General features: G+C 65.9%; 14 protein-coding genes. 4 read left to right on the top strand and 10 right to left on the bottom strand.

Features of this window, described 5'->3' with window-relative positions; all coding sequences use genetic code 11:
- Positions 1-6: 6 nt before the first annotated feature.
- Both A5688_RS07460 and htpG read right to left on the bottom strand, forming a co-directional pair.
- Positions 7-222, bottom strand: coding sequence for a hypothetical protein (locus tag A5688_RS07460; protein ID WP_067838464.1), 216 nt, complete (start codon positions 220-222; stop codon positions 7-9).
- Positions 223-290: 68 nt separating this feature from the next.
- On the bottom strand, positions 291-2,216 hold the full coding sequence (gene htpG, locus A5688_RS07455; protein WP_067838467.1) for a molecular chaperone HtpG: 1,926 nt from the start codon (positions 2,214-2,216) through the stop codon (positions 291-293).
- A 104-nt stretch (positions 2,217-2,320) separates the two neighbouring features.
- Here htpG and A5688_RS07450 point away from each other — a divergent pair, with 104 nt between their 5' ends.
- Positions 2,321-2,941, top strand: a complete 621-nt coding sequence (locus A5688_RS07450) for a TIGR03085 family metal-binding protein (RefSeq protein WP_067914467.1) — start codon at positions 2,321-2,323, stop codon at positions 2,939-2,941.
- Between the two features lie 153 nt (positions 2,942-3,094).
- Here A5688_RS07450 and A5688_RS07445 read toward each other — a convergent pair whose 3' ends face one another.
- The 3 genes from A5688_RS07445 to A5688_RS07435 form a co-directional block, all read right to left on the bottom strand.
- Positions 3,095-4,627, bottom strand: coding sequence for an AMP-binding protein (locus tag A5688_RS07445; RefSeq protein ID WP_067914469.1), 1,533 nt, complete (start codon positions 4,625-4,627; stop codon positions 3,095-3,097).
- A gap of 6 nt (positions 4,628-4,633) precedes the next feature.
- Complete coding sequence (locus A5688_RS07440; protein WP_067838476.1) at positions 4,634-5,476, bottom strand: thioesterase family protein; 843 nt, start codon at positions 5,474-5,476, stop codon at positions 4,634-4,636.
- Positions 5,477-5,596: 120 nt separating this feature from the next.
- A complete protein-coding gene (locus tag A5688_RS07435) occupies positions 5,597-6,310 on the bottom strand; it encodes a VIT1/CCC1 transporter family protein (RefSeq protein ID WP_067838479.1) in 714 nt (237 codons plus the stop codon).
- Positions 6,311-6,625: 315 nt separating this feature from the next.
- Between A5688_RS07435 and A5688_RS28075 the strand changes: the two genes are divergently transcribed.
- The gene (locus A5688_RS28075) at positions 6,626-7,282 is read left to right on the top strand and encodes a chitin-binding protein (RefSeq protein WP_082955207.1); all 657 of its coding nucleotides are present in this window, start codon (positions 6,626-6,628) and stop codon (positions 7,280-7,282) included.
- Between the two features lie 96 nt (positions 7,283-7,378).
- On the opposite strand, the gene A5688_RS07425 is transcribed toward A5688_RS28075, so the two are convergent.
- The 5 genes from A5688_RS07425 to A5688_RS07405 form a co-directional block, all read right to left on the bottom strand.
- Complete coding sequence (locus tag A5688_RS07425; protein WP_067914476.1) at positions 7,379-8,014, bottom strand: class I SAM-dependent methyltransferase; 636 nt, start codon at positions 8,012-8,014, stop codon at positions 7,379-7,381.
- A complete protein-coding gene (locus tag A5688_RS07420; RefSeq protein ID WP_067914478.1) occupies positions 8,011-8,943 on the bottom strand; it encodes a class I SAM-dependent methyltransferase in 933 nt (310 codons plus the stop codon). Before A5688_RS07420 ends, A5688_RS07425 begins: the two co-directional genes overlap by 4 nt.
- A gap of 522 nt (positions 8,944-9,465) precedes the next feature.
- The gene (locus A5688_RS07415; RefSeq protein ID WP_067914481.1) at positions 9,466-9,897 is read right to left on the bottom strand and encodes a nitroreductase family deazaflavin-dependent oxidoreductase; all 432 of its coding nucleotides are present in this window, start codon (positions 9,895-9,897) and stop codon (positions 9,466-9,468) included.
- Between the two features lie 105 nt (positions 9,898-10,002).
- Positions 10,003-10,329 carry an STAS domain-containing protein gene (locus tag A5688_RS07410; RefSeq protein WP_067914484.1) on the bottom strand — a complete coding sequence of 109 codons (327 nt, stop codon included), beginning with the start codon at positions 10,327-10,329 and terminating at the stop codon, positions 10,003-10,005.
- Entirely contained in the window at positions 10,329-12,899 is a 2,571-nt protein-coding gene (locus tag A5688_RS07405) for a SpoIIE family protein phosphatase (protein ID WP_067914487.1), read from the bottom strand. The genes A5688_RS07410 and A5688_RS07405 overlap by 1 nt, the downstream gene beginning before the upstream one ends.
- Before the next feature lie 226 nt (positions 12,900-13,125).
- Here A5688_RS07405 and A5688_RS07400 point away from each other — a divergent pair, with 226 nt between their 5' ends.
- Positions 13,126-25,467, top strand: a complete 12,342-nt coding sequence (locus A5688_RS07400; RefSeq protein WP_068268107.1) for a BTAD domain-containing putative transcriptional regulator — start codon at positions 13,126-13,128, stop codon at positions 25,465-25,467.
- A partial coding sequence (locus tag A5688_RS07395) for a Type 1 glutamine amidotransferase-like domain-containing protein (protein ID WP_242663196.1) occupies positions 25,448-26,124 on the top strand: 677 nt, incomplete at its 3' end. The genes A5688_RS07400 and A5688_RS07395, both read left to right, overlap by 20 nt.

The raw sequence follows: 26,124 nt of genomic DNA, 5'->3' as shown, positions 1-26,124 counted from the left end.
CGACGTTCAGCGCCGTTCCGGCCGGCGGCTCACCGGGGCGGTGAAGCCCTCGGTGTCATCGAAGAAAGCCCATTGCCCCTCGTCGTTGACCTCCATGCGCCAACCCAGCTCAGTTTTACCGCCAACCGAGTTGACGAACCAGGCGTGCGCGGCCTCCGCGTTGGCAAAATTCTTCGCCGCGACGACCCGGCCATGTGGGTCGATAACGCGAAACTCAGGCATGGGATCTAAGTATCCCTGCCAGCGCGTTTTCAATCCCGGAAATCGCCCATTTGCCGGTGAACGCCGGGTTACACCGTGCGGGCCAACCGGTGGGCAAGGATCTCGGCAAACCTCGCCGGATCGTCGAGCGCGCCGCCTTCGGCAAGAAGCGCTGTGCCGTAGAGCAATTCCGCGGTCTCCGCCACCGAGGGATCGTCGCTGCGGTCCTGGTGCGCTTGGCGCAGGCCGGTGACGAGCGGGTGGTTGGGGTTGAGTTCGAGAATTCGCTTCCCCACCGGAATGTCCTGCCCGGACGCACGGTACATGCGGGCGAGCGCCGGGGTGATCCCGAAGGCATCGGTGATCAGGCAGGCGGGCGAGTCTGTCAGGCGGGTGGACAGCCGAACCTCCTTGACGTGGTCGGTCAAGGTGTCCTTGAGCCAGGCGAGCAGGTCGGCGAATTCCTTCTGCTGTTCCTCGCGCTCGGCCTCGCTCTCGTCGCCCTCGGCGCTGAGATCCACCTCGCCCTTGGCGATCGACTGCAGCGGCTTGCCGTCGAACTCGGTCACGGTGCCCACCCACACCTCGTCGACCGGATCGGTGAGCAGGAGCACCTCATAGCCCTTGGCCTTGAACGCCTCGAGGTGCGGCGACTTCAAGATCTGCTGACGCGAGTCGCCCGTGGCGTAGAAGATCTGGGTCTGGCCCTCCTTCATGCGCTCCACATATTGTGCGAGCGTGGTGGCCTCCTCTTCGCTGTGCGTCGAGGCGAATGAGGAAATGTGCAGCAGCGTCTCCTGGTTGTCGAAGTCCGACAGCAGGCCCTCCTTGACGACCCGGCCGAATTGGGTCCAGAAGGTCCGATAGTCCTCCGGGCGCTCGGACTGCAGATCCTTGATCGTGGCGAGGACCTTCTTGGTCAGCCGGCGCCGGATCGCCTTGATCTGCCGATCCTGTTGCAGGATCTCGCGCGACACGTTGAGCGACATGTCCTGTGCGTCAACGACGCCCTTGACGAAGCGCAGGTATTCGGGCATGAGCTCGTCGCAGTCGCCCATGATGAACACGCGCTTGACGTACAGCTGGATCCCGGTCTGCGCGTCCCGGTTGAACAGGTCGAACGGGGCGTGCGACGGGATGAACAGCAGCGCTTGGTACTCGAAGGTGCCCTCGGCCTTCATCGCGATGACCTCGAGCGGGTCGTCCCAGGCGTGCGCGACGTGCTTGTAGAACTCCTTGTACTCCTCCTCGGAGACTTCCTCTTTGGGCCGGGCCCACAGGGCCTTCATCGAGTTGAGGGTTTCGGTCTCGATGGTGATCGTTTCCTCGCCGCCCTCCTCGCTCGCGGGGGTACGGCGCTCGACCTCCATCCGGATGGGCCACGCGATGAAGTCGGAGTACTTCTTGACCAGGCTCCTGATCTTGAAGTCCGCGGTGTAGTCATGCAGCTCGTCCTCGGCGTCCTCCGGCTTGAGGTGCAGGATGACCGAGGTTCCCTGCGGGGCCCCGTCGACGGATTCGATGGTGTAGGTGCCCTCGCCGCTGGATTCCCACTTGGTGGCGTCGCTCTCGCCGGCCTTGCGGGTGAGCAGTTCGACCTTGTCAGCGACCATGAAGCTGGAATAGAAACCGATACCGAACTGGCCGATGAGTTCCTCTGAGGCCGCGGCGTTCTTGGCCTCGCGCAGTTGCTTGCGCAGCTCGGCGGTGCCGGACTTGGCCAGCGTGCCGATCAGATCCACCACCTCGGCGCGGGTCATCCCGATGCCGTTGTCGCGGATGGTCAGGGTGCGCGCGTCCTTGTCCACATCGATCTCGATGTGCAGGTCGGAGGTGTCGACGTCGAGATCCTTGTTCCGGAACGCTTCAAGCCGCAGCTTGTCCAGGGCGTCGGAAGCGTTGGAGATCAACTCCCGCAGGAACGAGTCCTTGTTGGAGTAGACGGAGTGGACCATCAGATCTAGCAGTTGGCGAGCCTCTGCCTGAAATTCCAACTGCTCGACGCGTGCGTTCATGAGATTCCCTTCGACAACATGACGCTCCAAATTTACCGAGCTGTGGGCCGGCGGTGTGCGGTGGACCCATGCTGTTCGGCGGCCGCCGGCTCTAGGCTGAACGCATGTCTGTTGCTCAACGCGAACGTGCCGCCCTTGTCGAAACCATGCGCGGCGCCGGTCCGGACGCGCCCACTCTCTGCGAGGGCTGGAAGACGCGGGACCTGGCCGCCCACCTGGTGATCCGTGAATATCGGCCCGACGCGGCGCCCGGCATCATGATCCCCTTCTTCGCCTCCCACACGGAGAAGGTGCAGAACCAGGTGGCCGAGCAGAACGATTGGGACGAGCTGGTGGGCAAGCTCGCTGCCGGCCCACCGGTCTACTCCCCGCTGAAATTGCTCGACCCGGTGGCCAACGTGGCCGAGATGTTCATCCATCACGAGGACGTGCGACGGGCGCAGCCGGGCTGGCAGCCGCGCTCGCTGGAGCCCGCCCTGAGCAAGATGCTGCGGCGCACCCTGCCGCTGATGGCCAGGTTCACGCTCGCCAAGGTGCCCGGCCGGGTGGCGTTGCGCACCCCGGAGGGCAAGACGGTGCTCACCGCCGGTCAGGGGCCGGCGGTGACGGTGACCGGGCCGCCCGAGGAACTACTGCTGTTCGCGGTGGGGCGGCAGGCCCAGGTCGAATTCGACGGCGACGCCGCGGCGGTGCAGGCCGTCCGCGATGCGCCCAAGGGGTTGTAGGGCCGGCGATCACCGCGGCCTGCGCGGGGTCTCGGGGGGCATAACCGCGATTCGAAACTCGATAGCGCATGCGCTAGCGGGTTTGAGGCGGCCTTATTACCCAAGGACTGCGTGGTCACCCGAAGGCGCCGGGGTCCCCCAAACGCGTCGCCGTCACCCAAACGCGTCGCGCAGGTCTTTCTTGATCACCTTGCCGAATTGATTGCGCGGCAGGGTAGCCACGACCACCAGGTGCTCCGGGTGTTTGTATCGGCTGAGACCCCGTGATTGGCAATGTCGCACAAGGGATTCCAGCGACACACCGTCGTCCGTCGCGGGCACCACGACGGCGCAGACGCGTTCGCCGGTGCGCGGGTCCGGGATCCCGATGACGGCGACATCGGCGACGTCGGGATGGGTGGCCAGCGCATTCTCGATTTCGAGCGCGGAGATGTTCTCCGCGTTGCGGATGATCGCGTCCTTGGTGCGGCCGGTGACCCGGACGTTTCCGTCGGCATCGATCAGGCCGAGATCGCCTGTGCGCAACCAGCCGTCGCTGTCGAACGCGTCGGCGTCAAGCGTCGGATCGGCGTAGCCGAGGAAGCATTGCGGCCCCTTGAGGCGCAGCTCCCCTTCCTGTCCGGCGCCCAATTCGACGCCACGGCTATCGACCGCGCGGACCTTGACCCCGGGCACCGGCGCCCCGACGGTATGGTCGAGCACCTCGGGCGCCGCGGTGAGCGACGGCGAAGTCGCGCAAGGAAACTCGGTCATCCCCCAGGCATTGGCGATTCCGGCCAGGCCGAACGCTTCGCGGACCTGACGCCCCAGTTCGGCGGTGACGGGTGCGCCTCCGGCGAGGCAGCCCCGGACCGACGGGAACAGCGGCCGATCGCCATGGGCCCGTTGGGCTTCGAGGAAGGCGACGAAGAACGGGGTCGCGGTGCCCAGGAACGTCGGATTGTGTGCGGCGATGACCCAGGGCGTAATGGCCGGGTCGAACGTCTCGAACAGGGCCAGCCGCATGCCGGTCAGCAACGCGGTGGCCAGCATCGCGGCCCCACCGATATGCGCTATCGGGAAGGCGATCGGATCCACGTCACTGCTGTTGGCCCCCACCATGCCGACCACTCCCGCCGAGCCGGCGATGACCGACGTATCGGTATGGCGGATCCCCTTGGGAGCCGCGGTGGTTCCCGAGGAGTAGTAGATCCACCGGGCGTCGTCGGCGGAGACGGGCGGCGCCGGGAGTGCCCCGGTACCGGCACCCGGCAGCCGCAGCTCACCCGCGGCCGGGGGCGTTGCCAGGTCGAGGGCGATGACCTGAAAACCCCTGTCACGCGCCAACTCCCGAGCCAGCCCACCATGGTCGAATCCTCGCCAAACCTGCGGCGTCACAAAGACTTCGGTGGCCAGCTGACCGGTGATGAAGCCAACCTCGCTTTCCCGCAGTATCGGGATGATCGGATTCTGCACCGCACCGAGTCGGGCCAGCGCGGCCATCACCACCATCGTTTCCAGCGTCGTGGGCAGCTGCCAGGACACCACCGTTCCCGCGCGGACTCCGCGTTCGGCGAGGGCGGCGGCGGTTTCGCACGCGGCGTCGCGCAGCTGACACGCGGTCAGGGTGCGCCCGTATTCATCGGCGAGCAGCGGCCGGCGTGATCCTCGCTGCGCCGCCTCGGCAATCAACGCCCAGAACGTCACTCGACCTCACCCGGCTGACGGATCGGTGGAGGGCGGACGAAATCCCGCGTGCGCGACCGCGACGGACAGGCCGGTGCCGATCGGTCCCTTCGCGTCCACCAGGACCGCCGAGCCGCTGGCCACCCCGTCGTGACTGTGATGGGTCAGCGAGGCGAGCCCGATATGGTCGCCCTCGGGCAGTCGGCTGAGCGCGAGCGTGTAGTCGACGTTGATGAACTGCAGGGAGTTGGTGCCCCAGTTGGCAATCGAGGCCGTGATGTCACCGGCCATCGCCGCGCGGGCGAAGGCGCTGAGTGGTTCGTCGTCGATCAACGGGCGCGTCTCGTGGATCCAGGTGTATTTGGGGCCGTCCGTCTGAGGCCAGTCCGGGTCGGGATTCTGCATGTCGGCGCCCCAGCCGTAGGTTCGCATGAACAACGTCGAGTAGGCCTCGTCCAGCGGGATCGGCGGCATCTGCACCGGCGGTGACCAGACGTGCCCGTCGGGCTGCGGGCCGCGCCGCAGAAACAGCGCGCTCGCCTGGGCAACGGGGGCGCCGTCCTGGGTGATCACGGCCTCGACCAGCCGCAGTCGACGTCGGTCCTGCCGGACCTGCGTGTGCACCTCGAGGGGGGCCAACGCCGTGGGCCGGGGCAGGTCCACAGTCAACCGCGCCGGCTGCAGTTGCGCATCCTGGACCGCATCCTCGACCGCCCATGCCAGCAGCCCGCCGACGACATGGCCGCTCAACGACGGGCCCCATCCGCCGCGCGCGATTTTGGTTGGCACCAAGTAGTTCTCGTCGCGCTCGAAGTAGGGCGCCGGTTCCGCCCATTGAGCTTCATCCGGCACGATATTGGGCTCGGCCACTGCATGACCCTTCGCGTGATGGGATTGCGGGCTCTGCTGAGGGCCGCAACTGTCGATGTTACAGTTGCGCTTCCAGTCGCTGGATACGTCCCGCGCCGCGGCATTCCGTAGGTCCGGCGATCAGCCGATTGCGGCGCCCACCAGATGACCGATCAGGTAGGTAACCGCCAACGCGAGGCTGCCGCCAATGGCGTTGCGGAGCACCGCACGGCCCTTGGGCGCTCCGCCCAAACCGGCCGAGACCGAGCCGGTGATCACCAGCGCCACCAGTACCGCGGCGACGGTGACAGGGACTCGCCACGTCGCCGGCGGGGTCAGGATAGCGATCAACGGCAGCAGGGCGCCGATCCCAAATGAGAGTGCCGACGACGAGGCCGCCTGCCAGGGGTTCGTCAGCTCCTCGGGATTGATGCCCAGTTCGACCTCGGCGTGCGCGAGCAGCGGATTGTGGTCGGTGAGTTCCTCGGCCACGGTGCGAGCGGTCGCGGACGTCAGACCTTTCGCCTCGTACAGGGTGGCGAGCTCGTCGAGTTCAGCGACGGGATCGTCGCGCAGTTCGCGGCGCTCCTTGTGCAACAGCGCTTTCTCGGTGTCGCGCTGGGTGCTGACGGAGACGTATTCGCCCAGCGCCATCGACACCGCTCCGGCGACCAGTCCGGCGGTGCCGGCGGTCAATATCGGGGCGCGTTCGACGGTGGCCGCCGCGACCCCAACGACGATGCCCGCGGTGGAGACGATGCCGTCATTGGCGCCCAGGACGCCCGCACGCAGCCAATTCAACTTCGAGGACACCGAACCGACGTGCGGTTCGTGCGGATGTGACGCATTCGACACGGCCGCAACGATATAGAGGAAAACCCTGGTCCACCAGCCAACCTAGCCTTCCCAAACCCGCGCGCCCGCGCCGGCGACCGCATCGGTCTGCGGTCAAAAACCTGCTGGTGTCCGGGGTGCGGCACGCGTGACGCGCGGCGCTGAACCGGGGTGGCTGGTGGCGGCAAACCGATGCGGGGTGGTGTGCCCGACCAGAAGTTCTGCATGGGCCAGACACAGCCAGTCCATAGGAAAGCTATCTAGCGTCGGGGTTGTAACGGGGGGTGCTTCAAGGAACTTCCTTGCAAGAAATCCCTGGTGGATAGGTGAAGCATCATGAAGTTGAAGCAACTTGTCGGAGGGGTGACCATCGCCGGAGCGCTCAGCGCTGCGGCCCTGGGAATGGGCGCCGGGTTTGCTAACGCTGCTCCCGGGGGGCCACAGCCTCCGGGTAATCATGGCGGGCAGGCGCCCGGTGGCGGCCACGCTCCCACTGGTCCCAATGATCCTGGTGGTCCCGGCGGCCCGGGTGGCCCGGGTGGGCCTGGCGGTCCCGGTAATCACCCCGGCGGCCCAGGCGGACCCGGTGGTCCGGGCGGACCCGGCGGCCCGGGTGGCCCGGGTGGACCCGGCGATCACCCCGGCGGACCGGGTGGCCCGGGTGGACCCGGCGATCACCCCGGCGGACCGGGCGGTCCCGGCGATCACCCCGGTGCCCCCGACGGGTTCGGTGGACCCGATCCTCACCCTGGCGGCCCGTGGCATGGGGATGCCCAGCGTGGCTACTTCCGCGGGGCGCCGTGGGGCGAGGGACCTGGCCCTTGGGGCCCGGGCGCGCCGCCGCGGCCCGCGTGGGATCGACCGCTCCCTCCGCCGGGTGCCCACTGGGACTACGGCCCGATCAACTACTGGGGCTACCAGGAAACGCCTATCTGGGATCCCGGTTTCAACCAGTGGGGCTTCTGGTTCTTCGGAGTGTGGATCCCGCTGTGATCGATAGCTGACAAGACGCCCGCTTCGCCGAAAGGCGAAGCGGGCGTCATCGCTATATGGGTTGACTCCGAGCGGTTTTCGTGCTCGGGGTCGGCTCTAACTTTTCGTGCCGACAGTCAACAGGTCGGGCACGAGCGCCGTCCACACCGGTCTCGGGATCCGGTGTTGATCAGTGATCACAAACCCGGCGTTCTCGAACAACGTCCGCATCTCGGGCGCGGACGCATTGTGTTGGGGCTTCCACCGAGAGTCCGCGGATGACTGCAGCCGCGGTTGCCGCGTGCTCAGCGCCGACACGGCCACCAGGCCGCCAGGCGCCAGCACACGGTGGAATTCACGCAACGCCGCCGGCTGGTCGAAGAAGTGAAAGGCCGAGGTCGTCACGACGGCGTCGAGGGCGCCGTCGGCGAACGGGAGTTGTTCGGCCGGGCCGCGCATCCATTGAACCCGATCCGACCTCGCACGAGCCTGGCCGAGCATGCCCTCGGACATGTCGACGCCGTAGATCTCGTCGGGCTGCAGTTCACGCTGGATTCGGTCGCTTAAAATCCCTGTGCCGCAGGCGACATCAGCGATCTTGCGAGCCCCGTGGCTGCGCAGCTGGGCTATCACCTCGTTGTGCGGAGGCCGGTACACCCACTGTTGCAGGAACGGCAGATCGTAAGCCGGCGCGAGAAAGCTCCATATGCGTGTGACGGCCTCGTTCAGGCCCCGGCGCTGCGGTGCGGTCATTTGTTCAGCTCCGAGCTGTAGTAGATGGTGTCGGCCATCGACACGGAGTCGTTGGTCTGCGGGATGGCCTCGAGCCCGGAGTCGGCCAGTAGCTCACTCATCCGGACGCCGTCGGACCGCCATCCCAGGTTGTCCAGATAAAAGGCAACGTCGTTGCGCTCACCCTGGTAACCGAGGTCGCCGAACTCCAGGTCGAAGCCATGTTCACGCCATTTGGCGGTGGCCTGGCGCATCATTTCCTGGGCCTTCTCGGTGTCTACCTCGGACATGTCCGGAATAGCTTCGCACGCCAGCCGGCTGCCGCCGGCGCTGAGTGCGGTGATGTTGTCCAGCAGCCGATCTTGCGCCTCCGGCGGCAGGTAGCCGAAGAGCCCCTCCGCGATCCACGCGGTGGGCTGACTCTTGTCAAAGCCGGCTTCCACCAGGGCCTTTGGCCAATCGTTGCGCAAATCGACGGCGACCGTGCGCAACTCGGCCCGTGGGGCGGCGCCCAGCTGGGCCAGCGTGGCGGCCTTGAATTCGATGACCTGGGGCTGGTCGATCTCGAAGACCGTCATATCGGCCGGCCACGCCAGCCGGTAGGCGCGCGTGTCGAGGCCCGAGGCAAGGATCACGGCCTGCCGTATCCCGGCCTGCGTCGCGGCCTGGAAGAACGAGTCGAAGAATCGGGTCCGGGCCGCCATCGCGGCGGGCATGTGCTCGAGCTTCCAGCCCGATCCGTGGTCGTCGACATCGGCGGCGACCAGGTCGCCGGAGACCCAGCGTGTGAAGAAGTCCACGCCGACCGCACGAACCAGCGGCTCGGCGAATCGGTCCTCGATCAACGGGTTGTCGGCGTTGGTCGCGATCGCCCGCGCGGCTGCGACCATCGTCGCGGTCGCGCCCACGCTGGTCGCCAAATCCCAGGTGTCGTTGTCTGTGCGTGGCATGCGGTTGCTGTCCCCCTCGGAGTCATCGGTTACTTAGCTGGTATAACGACCGCCGGACGCGTGGAGTTCCCACGCCCCGCCGCCCAGCTATTTCGCCGGTCCGAGCGTCGCGTTGCCGCGGTGAGACGAGGTTCCTAGCGCGGCCCGGGTCCGCCCGGTCCTCCGGGTCCGCCTGGTCCCCCAGGTCCACCGGGTCCGCCTGGTCCCCCGGGTCCATTTGCGGCCGGGAGGAGGAACACGCATTGATTCAGCTCGACGCTCCAGCCCCAACCGGGGGCGCATTCACCGTCGGCGCGGCCGATGGCCGCCGTTCCGATCACCGGCAACCCGGTCAACACGACAGCGACCGCACCGATCATGCAGCGCCGCAAGTAACGTCTCATCGCCATCTCACTTCGTCCGTTCGGGCAGGGCGGGCGGGGATGACCGATCGCATCCGCTACCCGCGCCCATCATTGTGCGGCAATCGATCCGTCATCGTGCCGAATTGGCGAGCTTGAATGCCGTTGTCCGCCCGTGTGTTCAGTCGGTCATCAACTCGAAGACCGGGATGAGCCGGTCGGTGCGTTGCTGGTATTCCCCGAAACCGGGGGCACGCTCGACCACCACTGAATAGACCGAATCCCTTTCGTCACGCGGCAATTCGCGCGCGGTCGCGGGCTTCGCAGCCTCCGTGCCGATCTCGACAGACACGTGGGGGTTGGCGCGAATGTTGTGCACCCAGGAGGGATTGTTGTCCCGCCCCGCCGCGGACCCGACGACATAGATTTTGCCGTCGATATCGAAGTAGGCGACGGGGTTGACCCGTTGGGCGCCGCTGCGCGCACCGGTCGAAGTCAGCAGCAACAACGGAAAGCCCTCGAACTGGCCGCCCACTTTACCGCCATTGCGGCGGAACTCTTCGATGTTCTGCTCGTTGAATTCACGTTCCGCGCTCAGCGCATCGTCACCCATTGCGCCATCGTGACATGTGACGCCGCCGTCGGCCAACTGGTGATCGTTTTATACTGTGCTGCAACGTGATTCAACAAATCCGGGCGCGCCGCCCGCCTAGGTGCGTCACTGCCCCGCCGTCGGCGGCGCGGATTCGATGGTGGTCAGTTCGGTGAGACCGCTGACCCTGAGGACGGGCATCAGGATCGGGTGCGCGACGAGCTCGATGCGGTCGGCGTGCGCCGCCAGGGTGTTGATGGCCGCGCTGTCCAGGTACTCGACCGCACTGAGGTCGACGAGTAACGCCCCGTCACCGCCGGTGGCCTCGGTCGCCGCGCTGGTCAATGCCACGCTGAACGTGTCGATATTGCTCAGGTCGATCTCCCCCGCCGCAACCAGCACGAATCGTCCGTCGCTGCCGCGCGCGGTGTCGAGCGTGAGCGGGGTGGTCATCAGGTGATCCTCGCGGATAGGTGAACTGTCGTTCCGTCGGCGTCGGGACGGATATCGACCTCCTGCATGAGGGTTCGCATGAGGGGGATGCCCCGGCCTCGATGAGGATAGGAAGCCGGTTGCGGAGCCTTCCACGAGCCGGTGTCCGTGATGGTCAGTTGGACCTCGTCGCCGAGGGCGACCGCTCCCAGGCGAATCGTGCCCTGCGGTCTGTGGCGATGACCGTGTTCGATGGCGTTGGCGACGGCTTCCCCGGCGGCGACGAGCACGTTCAGGGTCTGATCCGGGTCCAACCGAACCCGGGTCAGCCAGTTGCGCAAGGCGGTGCGGGTGGGCGCGAGCTGAGAGACGTCGGCGGGAAACTTCAGCTCCAACGGCGCCGGATGGCGGTAGAGCAGCAGAACGACATCATCCTGGTACCCGCCCTCCGGCGCGACGCGGGACATGACCTGGTTCGCCAGATCCTCCAGTTTCAACCCGCGCGAGTCCTGCGCGACGGCCGCGACACGGGAGATGCCATGGTCGAGCGGGATGCGGCGCCGTTCCACCAGACCGTCGGTGTACAGCAGCAGCGTCGAACGCGCGGGGATGGTCACTCGGGCCTCGGGGCGGATCCAATTACCCCTTATGCCCAGCGCGATGGTGTGGCCCTCGTCGAGTATCTGGGTGCTGCCGTCGCCGTGCACCAGGATGGGCGGCGGGTGACCGGCGCTGGAGTAGACCAATTCACCGGTCTCGGGGGTGAGCACGGCGCACACCGCGGTGGTGCATTGCGCACCGGGCAGCCGCGCGGCGAAACGATCCATCCCCGCGAGAGCCGCACCGGGGCTTGGGTTTTCGAAGAGGAGCGCACGGCAGGCGCTGCGCACCTGACCCATCACGGTGGCGGCGGCGAGGCCGTGGCCGACGCAGTCGCCGACGATCAACGCGATGCGCCCGTCGTCCAGGTCGACGATGTCGTACCAGTCACCGCCCACCTGAAGAGGTCTCGTGGCGGCCTGATAGCGCACCGCGAAGCCGTTGGGAAGGTCGGCGGGGCCCAGGATCGCGTGCTGCAGGGCCAGCGCGGTTTCGCGTTGCTGATCGACCTGGTGCACCCGCTGCAGACCCTGGCCCAAGCGGCCGGCCAGGACCGTGAGCAAGGTCTGGTCCTCGAGGGTGAACGGGCGCTGATCGGTCAGATCCAACCAGACGACGAGCACACCGTCGGGGTGCTGCAGGGCAATGCCCGCCGTTCCGGGATACGCCGCATTGGAGGTGAGCAACTCGCCGTCGCGCAGTGAGCTGAGCGCCTGCTGGGTGTGCGACGGCAGGTCGGCCCACCGCGTGGGCTCGCCCACCGCTACCACCCGCGGCGGGCCGTAGGCCGTTTCCGTGGAGGAACTTTGCGTCGGGAAGGTGACGGCCAGCACGCGGCGCGCCCGCCAGAGCCGGCGCAATTCCTCGGCGGCGGCTTGCACCGCCTCATCGACGGTGTCGGCCTGGGCCAGTTCCTGGTTGAGCGCGTGTTCACGGCCCGCCGCCAACGCCAGCGCTATCGCCGCGTGCCGGGCGAAGTCGCTGACGAGGTCGAGGTAGTCCTCACCGAACGCGGGTCGATGCGGCTCGCGTGCGACGGCGATGACGCCGAGCACCGCGCCGTCCGCAATCAGCGGCATGACGATCGCCGAGCGTTCACCGACGTCGGTGAAGCCCTCGATCGGGTACTGGAAGGAATCCGTGATCAGCGGTAGGCCGCGGCGGGCCACGCCGCCGGTGGTCGATGCGTCCATCGGAACCTGCCGGCCGATCACCTCCGAGGAGTACCGACCCGCGGTCGCGGCAACGACCAGGGTGTCGACCAGGTCGACCGGCAACTCGGGCTCCTTGGGGACCAGCAGGATGGCCTGCTCGGCACCGGCCAGCTCCAGCGCTCGGTTCACGATGAGCTGCAGCGGCCCCGTTTGCGGGTCTCCGGACAGAAGTGCGGTGGTGATCTCGCGGCTGGCCTTCGTCCATCTCGCCGACTCACGCTCTCGCTCGAAGAGACGGGCGTTGTCGATAGCGGCGGCCGCCGCCGTGGCCATCGCGCGTACGGCGCCTTCCTGCGAGTTGGAGAAGACTCGACCCGGCCGGTCGTCGGCCAGGTACAGGCTGCCGAAGTTGGCCGCCCGCACCGTAATCGGGATTCCGAGGAGCGCGTGCATCGGCGGCTCGCGTCCGGCCAGCTCGGCGGTCTCGGGATGGGTACTCAGATCGTCGACGCGCAGACCATCGCCGACCGGGAGGTCGCCGAGCCGCCGGGCGGTGTCCGCGTCGATTCCCGCATAGACGAAAGAGACGAGCGTGCCGTCGGAGGCGCGGATGCCCAGGGCGGCGTAGCGGGCGCCGGTCAGCTCCATCGCGGCTTTGAGGACTCGATGCAGCGTCACGTCCAGATCCAGATCCGAGCCGATCTCGACGATGACGCGCACGAGTTGTTCCATCTGGTCACGCGCCGCCACCAGCTCATCGAGCTGGTCATGCATGCGGCTCACCAGTTCGCGCCGGCCCTGCCAAGTGAAGGCGGAGTCACTCCGGTCGCTGTCCATAGGTACCAACGGTAAACGGTCGGGTAAACGCCAATGTTCGGGCCGCAAGACGCCGCCCCAGCTCGTGCGCGGATTGGCGAGCACCGGCTCGGTAGCTGGCCGACATCGGCCGAGGTCACGTCAGGTTGTGCGCGGTGGACGAACTGCAGGCAGCGTGGCTTTACCCGATCTTGACCGAGTATTGAATTTGCCGCCGAAGATAGCTGGGGTGAGTACGCTTTCATCGGTGGAACTGGGGGTTTTGGGACCACTCCAGGTCCGGCAGGACGGAGCGCCCGTCGCGATACCGGGCGCGAAATCGCGCGCCATCCTGACGATGCTCGGACTGCACGGCGGTTCCGTCGTACCGGCCGACACCCTCGTCGAGCTGCTCTGGGGCCAAGACCCGCCGCGCACCGCCGCCAAGGCACTGCAGACCCACATCTCTTCGCTGCGTCGCGCCCTGGGTGACGGCTTCGTTCTGACCCAGGGGGCGGGGTGGGCCGTCGCCGACAGCGAAATTGACGCCTCGCGCTACCAAGCGGCCGCCCGGCTGGGACGCGATGCCGCCGCCGCGGGCGACACCAGCCAGGCGCTCGCGCGGTTCGACGAGGCCCTCGCCCTGTGGCGCGGGATTCCCGAACTTCCCGACGGCCGGCGCGGGACATCGGAAAAGACGCGGTGGATCGAGGGTCATGCCGCGCTGGTCGAGGATCGGACGGACGCGCTGCTGGCCACGGGTCGCGCCGCGGAAGTCATCGGGGATCTCGAGGCCGCGGTGGCCGAGGCCCCGCTGCGGGAGAGGCGATGGGGCCAGCTGATGCTCGCCCTCTACCGCGCCGGCCGCCAAGGCGAGGCCCTCGGCGCGTATCAACGGGCACGATCGCTGCTAGCCGACGAGCTGGGCGTGGATCCCGGGCCGAAGCTTCGCCGGCTCGAGGCTGCGATCGTGGCGCAGGACGCCTCGCTGGATATCGCTGTGGCACAACACGCTCCGTCGGTGACGCGCGCCGTGACTTTTTTGCTGACCGACATCGAGGGGTCGACGGCGGCTTGGGAGGCGGAGGCCGGCGCGATGGCGGGGGCGCTGGCACGCCACGACGAGCTGGTCGAACAGGTTGTCACGTCGAGGGGCGGCCGGCTGATCAAGACGCGCGGCGAAGGCGATGCGACGTTTTCAGTCTTCGACCGGCCTTCGGCGGGGGCCGCCGCGGCAATTGAGCTGCAAGACGCTATCACGCACGAGCCGTGGGCGCTGCGCGATCCCATCCGCGTCCGCATGGCGCTGCACACCGGCGAGGTCGAGCTTCGCGACGGCGACTACTTCGGCCGGGCGGTCAACCGGGTCGCGCGGCTGCGGTCACTGGCCGAGGGTGGCCAGATCCTGTGCTCCGGAGCGACCGCCGAGCTCGTCATCGACTCGCTGGCCGACGACGTGATGCTGACCGACCTGGGGATGCGCCAGCTGAAAAACCTGACGCGCCCCGAGCATGTCTTCGAACTGCGACTGGAAACCATTGCCGGACAATCGGAATCGCAAGCATTCGAAGCGCCGATGGCGCGGCCCAACTTCCCCGCGGTCCTGGTCGGGCCGGGGCCTTTCGTGGGACGTGGCCGAGAACTCGAGGGGCTGCTTTCGGCGTGGCAGATCGCGCTCGCGGGCGGTGTGCGCACCGTGCTGATCGCCGGCGAACCCGGAGTGGGCAAGACGCGTCTGGCCGGTGAGTGGTCGCAACAGGCCTACGCGCAAGGGGCCGTCGTGCTGTACGGCCGGTGCGACGAGGACCTCGGAGCGCCCTACCAGCCGTTCGCCGAGGCGTTACGTTCGCTGGCGCCGTGCGTGGGTGCTGACCGGCTGAGGGGGCTGCGCGGCGTCGAAGCGCTGCTACCACTGGCGCCCGGGCTGGCCGATGCCCTGCCCGACCTCAGTCCCCCGGCGCACCCCGACCCCGACACCGAACGCTACGCACTGTTCGATGCCGTCGTCGCGCTGCTGGAAGTCGCGTCCACGAGCGCACCGGTCGTCTTGATCCTCGATGATCTGCACTGGGCGGCCAAGCCGACGCTGCTCCTGTTGCGGCACCTGCTGCGATTCGGCGACCACGCCCGCCTGCAGATCGTCGGCACCTACCGCAGCACCGACCTCGACCGCTCCCATCCCCTCGCCGCGATGCTCGCCGACCTGCACCGCGACGGGACGGCCAACCGGCTCACCCTCGGCGGACTGGACGAGGACGACGTGACGGCCTACGTCGCCGAGGCCGGCTACGACGACGAGGAACTCGCCCACGCGTTGGCCTCGGTCACGGGCGGAAACCCGTTCTTCCTCATCGAGGCCCTACGCCATGTCGACGAGAGTGGCGGCGTCTGGGATCAGAGCACCCTGCCGCAAGGCGTACGAGAAGCGGTGAGCCGCAGACTTTCTCGACTGCCCACCGAGACCAACAAAGCCCTTGCCGCCGCCGCGGTTATCGGCAGCCGGTTCGCCTTGGAGCTCGTCGAGCAAGTGGTCGGAAGCGACCTCGTCGACGCGTTCGACGAAGCACGCCAAGCCGGAATCGTCATCGAAGAGCCCGGCGGCTTCTACCGGTTCAATCACGCGATCGTCCGGCAGTCACTGCTGGCCGAACTGGCATCCGTGCGACGCATGCGATTGCACCAGCACATCGCCGCGACCCTGGAGACGATGCCCGGCGCCGACGACGAGCTGCTAGCCGAATTGGCTCATCATTATTACGAATGTGCTTGGGCGGGCAACGCGGCCAAGGCGGTCTTCTACTGCCGGCGCGCCGCAGACCAGGCGATGGCGCGGCTCGCCTACGAGGGTGCCGCCGACCTCTACCATCACGCACTGCACGCGCTGGAGGAGCTTGACGACGAGCTGCCCGATCGCGACGAGCAGACCGCCGAACTGTTGGTCGCGCGTTGCGAAGCCCTGTTGGCAGCGGGAGACGTGACTTCGGCGGCGGGTGCCGTGTCCCAATTGCAAGACGCAACAGTGGATTCGGCGCGACTGGCGGCATGGGCAACGTGTTTCGACGGCCAACTCTCGATGTTGATTCACCCCGAGCGGTTGGACGAGGTCGAATCTGCGTTAGGCGCGGCCGCGGCCAAACTCGCCGAGTTGGACGACGCCGCAGGGGAAGCCAAGGCGCACACAGTTCGGGCGACATGCCTCGCTCGCCTCGGGCGCATCGGCGACAGCGAGGCCGCCCTCGACGATGCGTTGACCGCGGCGCGGCGGGCGCGCGAACACCGCCGGGTGAACGCGGTATTGGCGGGCGCGCCGCTCGCCGCGCTGTGGGGCCCCAATCCGGTTCCGCGCGCAGGCGGGCGCTGTCTCGACGTGGTGCGACTGCTTCGGATCACGACCGACTCCCCCGCCGTCGAGGCCACGTCGACGCGATGCCAGGCCGTTTTGGAGGCCTTCCGCGGTCGCGCCGCGGCGGCCCGGCGGATGATCGACTCGGCCCGGCGGACGGTAACCGAACTGGGCCTGCGCCATGCGCTGCTCGAAGTTGAGCAGTTCGCCGGCATTGTCGAACTCATCGTCGACGATGCCGCCTCCGCGGAGCCGCATTTGCGTAAGGCCTACAACGGTTTCCGTCGCATGGGGTTGGACGCCGACACCGCCGAGACCGCCGCGCTGCTCGGTAGGGCGTGCCTTGCTCTTGGGCGGGATGATGAAGCTCGTGAATTGTGCACCGAGAGTGAGCGTCTCGCCGGGCACGCGTTGAAGGCGTCGATCGCATGGCGGACGCTGCGGGCGCACCTGCTGGCGCGCGGCGGGGACTACGAGGCCGCCAGGCAGGTGGCCGAAGACGCGGTCGCGTTGGCCGAGCGCACGGACGCCCTGGTTGATCACGGCGACGCATGCCACACCCTGGCAACGGTTTTGGGCGTCGCCGGTGATAGCTCGGGGGCGCGAGCCGCGGCCGAGCGAGCGGTCGATTTGTATGAGCGCAAAGGCGCTGCGGCGCTGGCGGAGAGGGCGCGTCGGATTCTCGGCGAGGGCGGCGTGCCAACTGCCCCGGCGCCACCCGAGAAGCCGGTTGTTGATCTCGAGAATGCATGCGTACGAGTGACCGAACGCGTCATTGCTGCCATTCATAGCGAGGCCTGGGATGCGCTCAAGGAGCTGTATGCGCCTGAGGGCCTCGTCGAGAGTCGTCGGAAGATCGTCGGTTTCACGACCGACCTGGCACCGGCGGACTGGGCACATCAGAGCAGGCGTGCTGTCGAGGCGGCCAACCTACGGTTCAACCAAGTCGCTATCGCTGTGCGAGGCGAGCGCCTGGCTCTCGCTCGCGTAGTGGTAGGCAGTAACGACGCGAGCCCTGGGGCGCCACGAGACGAATTTCTGTCGCTGTGCGGCATCGACGAGTCGGGTCGAATCGCGCTTCAGCTGTGGTTCGACGTCGAAGACACGGATGCCGCTGTCGCTGAACTCGATGCTGCGCAGGCACGGCTCGAAGCACGACGCCCCGACGTGCGCAGAGTGGAGAACAGGGCAGCGTCGGTATTCGAGCACGTGTGGTCGCACTTAGCGACTCGTGACTGGGACGCGATGGCGCAGACCGTGGCGGAGAACTACGTCGGCATCGACCACCGACGGATCCTGAGTGCCGAAACCCAACACAGCCGAGATCGGGTGATCAAAGATTTGCAGGCGGCCGTCGATGTCGGCTTCACGATCTCGATGGTAAGCGCCATTGCGATCCGGGGAGAGCGTCTCGTCCTCGCACGAGTTCGTGCCGAAGGCAGCGACCCGGACGCGGCACGAAACGACGCACTGAACGTCGTCGGCATTGACGACGACGACCGGATTGCGGTCGTCGTTACGTACGACCTCGAAGACCTCGACGCCGCCATCGCTGAGCTCGATCGCCGGTACCTCGGCGGTGAAGCGGCCCCTTATGCGGGCACTTGGTCGGTTGTGGCGGGAACCTTCGCGTCGGTCAGCAGGAACGAATACCCCGCGGTGGCGCCCGATTGCTTGAGTCTCGACCATCGCCGATCGGCAGCATTCGCGCCAGGCGAATTGGACCAATACATCCGCGCCGGCTGGGATCTCGACCAGTCCATTCGGTCCTACGTCGAGGTTGTGCATCGGCTTAGCGAGCTTGGCGCGGTGTGCACCTATTCGGCGCGAGGCGCTTCCCATGAGGGCTTCGATGCCGAGTGGCGAGAGACCGCACTGGTAACAGTCAAAGGCGACACGGTCAACCGCTGCGAGCTATACGACGAGACCGATATCGCTGCTGCCATAGCAAGATTCGATCAGCTCAGCCGACCGGAACCGCGGCTCGAGAACACAGCAAGCCAGGTGTACGGCCGCGTGAACGCGTACTTCACGGCCCGCGATTGGGATGCCATGGCAAATGCCCTGGCGGAGAACATGATCAACGACGATCGTCGACACATGGTGAATTCGGGCATCCGGCGCGGCCGGGATGTCGAGATCGCCAACGGTCAAGCCTTTGTCGAACTCGGCGGCGAGAAGATCACATCGAGCGTCGCCGCGACCCGTGGCGCACGCCTCGCGCTATGTCGTTCGACTATCTTTGGGCACGATCGGCAATCTGGGGAATTCCGTATCGAGTTTCTCAGCGTGGTTGAGATCGATGCCGGCGAGCGGTTGGCCGCCCACGTCGCATTTGACCTCGAAGACTTCGACGCGGCCATCGCGGAACTCGATGCGCGCTACCTTGCCGGTGAGGCGGCTGCCTGTTCGCAGATGTGGTCGGTCGTCACGCAAGCGATCTATGCGCTCAACCGCCGCGAGATCCTTCCCACGGTGCCGGATTGGGTCAACATCGACCACCGGCGTGGGCCTTCGTTTGCGCCTGGTGAACTTCCTGCATTGCTCGCTTCGTGGAACCTCACGCACAATCTGAGCAGCTTCGTCGAGGCCGCGCATCGGCTGAATAGTCATGGAGCGGTGGTCAGTACCGTCTCGCATGAGACCTCACCAGAGGGTCTCAACGCCGAGTGGCGGGCCATCTGCGTGCTTATGATCGACGGCGACCGGATTTGCCGCTCCGAGTTCTTCGACGAGGCAGACCTTGACGCCGCGCTCACGCGGTTCGATCAGCTCAGCCGGCCCGCGCCGCGGCTGGGAAACGCAGCAAGCCAAGTGGTAGAGAGTTTCCTGGCGAACTTCGCGCCCCGGGACTGGGAAGCCATCACGGCGATGATGGCCGACGACTACTTGGTCGATGATCGTCGACGAGCCGTGAACGCCGGCGTTCGATATGGCCGAGGTGCCGCGACCGAAGACTTCAGGGCGGCGGCGAACGTCGGGTTCACCGACGCGACGTCGACCCTCATCGCGACCCGCGGCACACACCTCACCCTCACCCGTATCCGCTTTTCGAACCGAGACCAGAGACCCGAATCATTCCGAATCGAAACCCTTCTCGTTGCGGAGATCGACGCCAACCGGAAGCTGGCGGAGGCGGTCGTGTTTGACCCCGACGACTTCGACGCTGCAATGACGGAGCTCGACAGACGCTACGTCGCCGGCGAAACTGCCACGCAAGCACAGACATGGTCGGTCATCAGTGCCAGCTACGCCGCGATAAATCGACACGAGCAACCACCGACAACGGCGGACTGCATCAACGTCGATCACCGGCGGGAGATCGCGATGGGGCCCAGCGACCTGATGGCTTACATGAACGCCGGACTGGACGCCGGCCAGGACGTCACTTCCTACGTGGCTACTGTCCATCGGCTGAACGGTGGCGGAGCAGTCATCACTTACGCCGCACAGGAAGCTTCACGCGACGGCTTCGATGCCGAGTGGCGGGGGGTTGCAGTCTTAGCAGTCGACGGTGCAATGGTGAGCCGCATCGAGCTATTCGACGAGGAGGACCTGGACGCCGCGCTCACGCGGTTCGATCGACTGAGCCGGCCGGCGCCGCGGCTGGAGAACGCCGCAACGCGTGTATTCGAGCGCCTTTACGCGTACGTCGCGGCCGGCGACTGGGACGCCGTGGCTCGAATAACCGCGGAGGATGTCTCGGTCGACGATCGCCGGCGAGTGGTGAACGCCGGGATCCTGCATGGTCGAGATGCCAACATCAAAGATGCGCGGGCGACCGTCGATGTCGGCTTCACGATGTCGATGGTGGGCTCCCTGGCAATCCGCGGTGCGCGCCTTGCCCTCACACGAGTTCGAGTCTCGGGCCACGACCCCGACGCGATTCAAAACGACGCCCTCAGTATCGTCGAGATCGACACCGAAGAGCGAATCGTGGCTGACGTCGTGTTCGATCTCGACGACCTCGATGCCGCCATCGCCGAACTCGACGCGCGGTACCTCGCCGGCGAAGCGGCGACATACTCGCAGGCGTGGTCACTGATCGCGAATGCCTACGCCTCGCTCAACCGCCACGAACTTGCCGCCACAACACCGAACTTCGTGAGCATCGATCACCGACGGGCGGCAGCGTATGCACCCGGTGACCTCCTCTCATACATCCGCGCCGGATGGGATCTCGGCCAAGACATCCGCACGTACATCGAGGCCGTGCATCGTTTGAACAACCAGGGAGCGGTTGTCACCCACTCCGCCCATGGACGCTCGCAAGACGGCTTCGACGCCGAGTGGCGGGGCGTCCAAATCCTGACGGTCGATGGCGACATGATCAGCCGCAGTGAGCTTTTCGATGAGGCGGACATCGACTCTGCCCTCGAGACGTTCGATCAGCTCAGCCGCCCGGCGCCGCGGTTGGAGAACGCGGCAAGCCAAGCGGGCGAACGGCTATACGCGTACTACGCGTCGCGCGACTGGGACGCGATGGCCGGAATCTTGGCGGAAAACACCGTGGTTGACGATCGTCGGCACATGGTGAATTTCGGACATTGGCGCGGTCGCGATGTGGTCGTCGCCAACCACCGAGCTATCGCGGAGTCGGGAGCGAACATAACGTCGACCGTCATCGCGATCCGCGGAAGTCGCCTCGCCCTGCTTCGTGGCCGCAACCACGACCTGCAGGGCCAAGAGTTCGACGTCGAGTTCCTTACCATCGTCGAGACCGACACCGACGACCACATCGCGACACACATCGCGTTCGATCTCGATGACGTCGACACCGCCTTCACGGAACTCGAAAGTCGTTACCTCGCAGGCGAAGCAGCTGCTTACGCAGATACGTGGTCGGTAATAGCAGGCGTGCACGCTATGTTCAACCGGCACGAACTTCCCCAAGAAGACTGGGTCACGATCGACCATCGGCGAGGCACACCATTCGCCGCCGGCGACATGACGTCAGCCATCCACACCCTCTTCGATCTCACCCCCGACTTCAGGGTGCATATCGAAATAGCGCATCAAATCAACAGCTTCGGGGCCGTGATCACCAACTATGCGCACGGGTCCTCGCCCGATGGCCTGGAAGTCGAGTGGCGCTTGGTGATGCTTCACATTGTCGATGGTGACCGACTCGCCCGTTGCGAGGTGTTCGACGAGACGGACGTGGACGCCGCACTCGCGCGGTTCGAAGAGCTCAGCCAGCAGGCACCGCGATTAGAGAACCAAGCGAGCCGAGCGGTTGAGCAATTCCTGGCGCACTTTGCCGCCCGCGACTGGGATGCCATGGCCGACCTGATCGATGAAGATTTCTGCTCGGATGACCGCCGTCGAGGCATAAACGCCGGAATGCGACGCGGTCGAGATATCGAGATGGCGAATTGGCGGGCCACCGCAGAGGTTTGGAGGTCTGATGTGCGGGCCGCGGTTGTTGCGATCCGCGGAGAGCGCCTCACGCTCTTCCGTTTCACCTTCGCCAGCCAAGATTCGCTGCCCGCAGCGTTCCAAGCTGCGGCACTCTCCGTCGTGCAGGTCAACGAGGACAACCGATTTGTGGCCACGGTCGTCTTCGACCCCGACGACTTTGAAACCCCCTTCGAGGAACTCGAAAAGCGTTATCTCGCGGGTGAAGGCATCGCCCATCGGCATACGTGGTCGACTCTGTTACGAAATTTCGCGGCGTTCAACAACCACGAGCTACCCGCGACGACGCCAGGCTGGGTAAATCTTGACCACCGGCGAGGGCGAGCGTTCTTGCCGGGCGACCTGGTTCCATACATCCATGCCACATGGCAACTCGCGCCGCAGGCCAAGATCTACGTCGATGCGGTGCATCGGCTGAGCAACCTTGGAGCAGTCGTCACCCAGAGGACGCATGGGACGTCGCCGGACGGCTTCGACGCCGAGTGGCTTGAGGTGACCCTTCTGACTCTGGACGGTGACCTGATCAACCGCTGCGAGGTCTTCGACCAGGCGGATCTCGATGCCGCCATCGCACGTTTCGAGGAGCTCCGCCCACAGCCGCCGCGGTTGAAAAATCCGGTGCACGAGCGCTTCCTGGCACTCTTCGCCGCCCGCGACTGGGACGCCATGGCGCAAATGTTCACCGACGATTACTCCAACGACGATCGCCGTCGAGTGGTGAATGCCGGGATCCGGCGCGGTCGAGATGCCGCGATCGAAGACCTGCGAGTATCCGCTGATGTGGGGTTGCTGGGGAACGTTACGGCGCACATCATCGCGACCCGCGGCGATCGCCTCATTCTCACGCGCTTTGAAGCCGCGGGTCCCGAGCACCCGGCGACTCAACTCGATGTGCTCCAGGTCGTTGAGTACAACGCCGACGAACAGATCACCGGAGCCGTCCTGTTCGATCCCGACGACATCGACGCCGCCTTCGCCGAGCTCGAAGGTCGGTACGCCGGGGGTCTAGCGGCCGCCCATGCTCGCTCCTGGTCGGTGATCACGCAAGGCTACGCGGCCCTCAACCGCGGGGAAATACCTGCGACTCCCGACTTGGTCGACATCGACCGTCGGAGCGGGGCAACGATGGCGCCCGGTGACTTGATCGGGTACCTACGTGTAGCGTTCGGCGATACGAACTTCACCAGCCTCTATGTCGAGGTCGTTCATCGGCTGACTTCCGTCGGCGCGGTTGTCACCCATGTGGCGAAGGGGACGTCGCTACAGGGTTTCGACGCCGAGTGGCGGATGATTATCGCTATCACTGTCGAAGGCGGTGTGGTCAATCGCTCTGAGTTCTTCGACGAAGCAGATCTCGATGCTGCGCTTGCCCGCTTTGACGAGCTGCAACCGCAGGCGCGGCCTTTGGCAAACGCGGCAAGTCGCACACTTGACCGCTACCTCGCATACTTCCGGGCCCGCGACTGGACGGCGATAGCCGAAGTGCTGACCGACGACAGTTACGTGGACGATCGCCACGACGTAGTGAATTCCGGGTTCTGGAACGGTCGCGATGCCGTGATTGCGAACCTGCGGGCCTTGGCCGATGCGGCCCCGGTGCAGGCAACAGTGACCGCGACCCGCGGGGAGCATCTGGTCCTCACTCGCATCTGCTCTCCGAACCGGAATCTGCACTACGGGGAGTTCAGCAGCGACATGCTCATCCTCGCCGAGATCGACGCCGAGGAACGGATCGCGGCGCAACTCACATTCGGCGTCGACAACGTGGACGCTGCATTCGATGAACTCGAAACCCGTTACCTCGCCGGAGATGCGGCCGCGCATGCGCACATCTGGTCGCTCATGGTACCGACTTACGCCGGGTTCAACCGGCACGAGATACCCGCAACCACAACCGACTTCGTTAACATCGATCACCGGCGCGGGATAACATTCGAGCCAGGCAAGATCGTCCCGTACGTCGAGGCCACGTGGGACGTCGCGCCGGACCTCAAAATGTGCATTGAGACGGTGCATCGACTGACCAACACTGGATCGGTCATCACGCATACCGCACGGGGGACCTCCCATGAGGGTTTCGATGCGGAGTGGCGTGAGACCGTGTTTTTCACGTTCGAGGGCGATCTGGTCAAACGCTGCGAGATGTTCGACGAGACAGACGTTGAAGCCGCGCTCGCTCGCTTTGAGGAACTGCAACCGCGGCCGCACCACCTGGAAAATGCGGCGAGCCAAGTGAATGAACGGTTTTGGACGTGCCTCGAGACGCGAAATTGGGCCGCGATGGCCGAGGTGCTCGCCAAGGACGTTGTGTCGTATGACAACCGCCGGGTCGTCAACTCCGGTGAACTGCGCGGACGCGATGTGAACCTGGCAAACCTGGGGGCAGTCGCTGAGGTGGGTTTCGAGGGCGTTGTCTGGACGGCCCACGCGACTCGTGGTCAACGCCTTGCCCTCTCCCGCATTCGGTCCTCCGCCCACGGACTTGAGCCCGGTGAGATCAGCGCGGACATGATCGGCGTCGTGGAGGTCGACGGGGACAACCGGATGATTGTTCACTCCATATTCGACGCCGACGACGTCGACGCCGCCTTCGCCGAGCTCGAAGGTCGGTACATCGCGGGCGAAGCAGCCACCCACGCGCGCGTGTGGTCGTTGGTGGCGCAAGGCCACGCTCAGTTCAATCGCCGCGAGCCTCTCGCGATGACGCCGGACGTGGTTTACATCGACCATCGACGGGGCGTGACAATCGAGGGCGCCGATCTTGCCACAACTGTTCGTGCCGTGTGGGACCTTCTCCCGCAGGTGCACGTCCACATCGAGAGTGTGCATCGGCTGACAAAACTCGGCGCCGTCGCCACCCAAGTGGTGGAAGGGACCTCACAAGAGGGCTTTGACGCCGAGTGGCAGACGATCACCATTTTTGCCTTCGAAGGTGACCTGCTCAGCCGATACGAAGTCTTCGACGGGGCGGAGCGCGACGCCGCGCTGGCGCGGTTCGACGAGCTGCAACCGCACAAACGACCGCTTGAGAATGCTGCGAGCCGAGCAGACGATCAATTCTATGCGCATGTCCGGCTTCGCAACTGGGCGGCGATGGCCGAAGTCCTGAGCGACAACTGTTCTGTCGAGGATCGCCGCCGCGTGGTGAACATCGGTGTCTGGCAAGGACGCGATGTCTTGATTGCAAATCTCCGAGCTCTGAGCGATGCTGTGGCGGACGCAACGTCGACCGCAATTGCAATCCGCGGGCAGCAGCTCGCCTTGACCCGAGTGAGGGCGCCGAACCGCGATCTGCGGCAGGGAGATTTCAGCGTCGAAATGCTCGGCGTCATCCAACTCGGCACCGACCATCGGATCGCGGCGTACGTCTTGTTTGACGTCGAAGACATCGAATCCGCCTTCGCGGAGCTCGACGCTCGATATCTCACCGGCGAGGCGGCCGCCCACGCGCAAACATGGTCGGTCATCGCACAGGAATGCGCCGCGTTCAACCGGCACGAACTCCCGTCGGCGGACTGGGTCACCATCGACCATCGGCGGCTCGTGACAATTGATGCAAGTGATCTGCTCCCAAACATCCGCGCCACTTGGGACCTCATGCCAGATATCAGTGTCCACATCGAGGCGGTGCATCGCCTCAGCGATTTCGGCGCCGTCGTCACCTACACCGCGCGTGGGACCGCGCAAGAAGGCTTCGTCGCTGAGTGGCGGATGATCCATCTTTTGATGGTCGAAGGCGACCGGATCAATCGATCCGAACTATTCGATGAAGCAGACCTTGACGCCGCCCTCGCGCGGTTCGATGAGCTCAGTCCCCCAACGCCACTCGTTGACAACGCCGGTGACTGAGAGGACGCCAGAACTTCAGCCGCTCTATCTGCTGGCGGACAGTCAGCTGCTGTATTGGCGGCGACAGGACCAACTGCTCCTCGAGACGGCCCTCGATGGATTGGCTGCGGACGCACCGCTTACCGCCGCGTATATCGGTGCCTCCAACGGGGATCGGCCGGAGTTCTACGAAATCTTCGAGGCGGCAATGGAAGGGCTCGGAATCACCGACCGTCGCATGATCGTGTCGTCGTTCGGCCCCGACGATCGCGACTTCCTGGAGCGTGCCCGGTTGATCGTCCTGGCGGGCGGCGACGTGCGTCTGGGCTGGAACACCTTCGAGGTCACCGGCATGAAGGAGGTGATTCTCGGCCGCTATGCCCAAGGGGCGGTTCTGGTGGGCATATCGGCCGGCGCGGTCCAGCTCGGACGCTATGGGATCGCCGGGACAGCGCAATCCCCCGAGACCGAATTGTTCGATGTGTTCAGTCTGGTCCCCATGATCATCGACGTGCACGACGAGCAAGCTGAATGGGCGCGACTATCACGGACGGTTGAATTGCTGAAGGGAGCCGTCACCGGGCTCGGAATCCCCTCTGGCGGCGGGGTAATCGTGCACCCGGATGGCACCGTCGAGCCCCTGCGCCGTCCCGCGCACCATTTCGTTTTCGGAGGCAC

Source organism: Mycobacterium mantenii, from assembly GCF_001667865.1.
GTDB lineage: Bacteria > Actinomycetota > Actinomycetes > Mycobacteriales > Mycobacteriaceae > Mycobacterium > Mycobacterium mantenii_A.
This window is presented reverse-complemented; position numbering and strand designations above follow the sequence as displayed.

Excerpts from the sequence above, each read along its gene's own strand:
- htpG (WP_067838467.1), bottom strand. The coding sequence starts at position 2,216 with ATGAACGCACGCGTCGAGCAGTTGGAATTTCAGGCAGAGGCTCGCCAA.
- A5688_RS07405 (WP_067914487.1), bottom strand. The coding sequence starts at position 12,899 with ATGGACAGCGACCGGAGTGACTCCGCCTTCACTTGGCAGGGCCGGCGC.
- A5688_RS07420 (WP_067914478.1), bottom strand. The coding sequence starts at position 8,943 with ATGCCACGCACAGACAACGACACCTGGGATTTGGCGACCAGCGTGGGC.
- A5688_RS07415 (WP_067914481.1), bottom strand. The coding sequence starts at position 9,897 with ATGGGTGACGATGCGCTGAGCGCGGAACGTGAATTCAACGAGCAGAAC.
- A5688_RS07410 (WP_067914484.1), bottom strand. The coding sequence starts at position 10,329 with ATGACCACCCCGCTCACGCTCGACACCGCGCGCGGCAGCGACGGACGA.
- A5688_RS07460 (WP_067838464.1), bottom strand. The coding sequence starts at position 222 with ATGCCTGAGTTTCGCGTTATCGACCCACATGGCCGGGTCGTCGCGGCG.
- A5688_RS07450 (WP_067914467.1), top strand. The coding sequence starts at position 2,321 with ATGTCTGTTGCTCAACGCGAACGTGCCGCCCTTGTCGAAACCATGCGC.
- A5688_RS28075 (WP_082955207.1), top strand. The coding sequence starts at position 6,626 with ATGAAGTTGAAGCAACTTGTCGGAGGGGTGACCATCGCCGGAGCGCTC.
- A5688_RS07425 (WP_067914476.1), bottom strand. The coding sequence starts at position 8,014 with ATGACCGCACCGCAGCGCCGGGGCCTGAACGAGGCCGTCACACGCATA.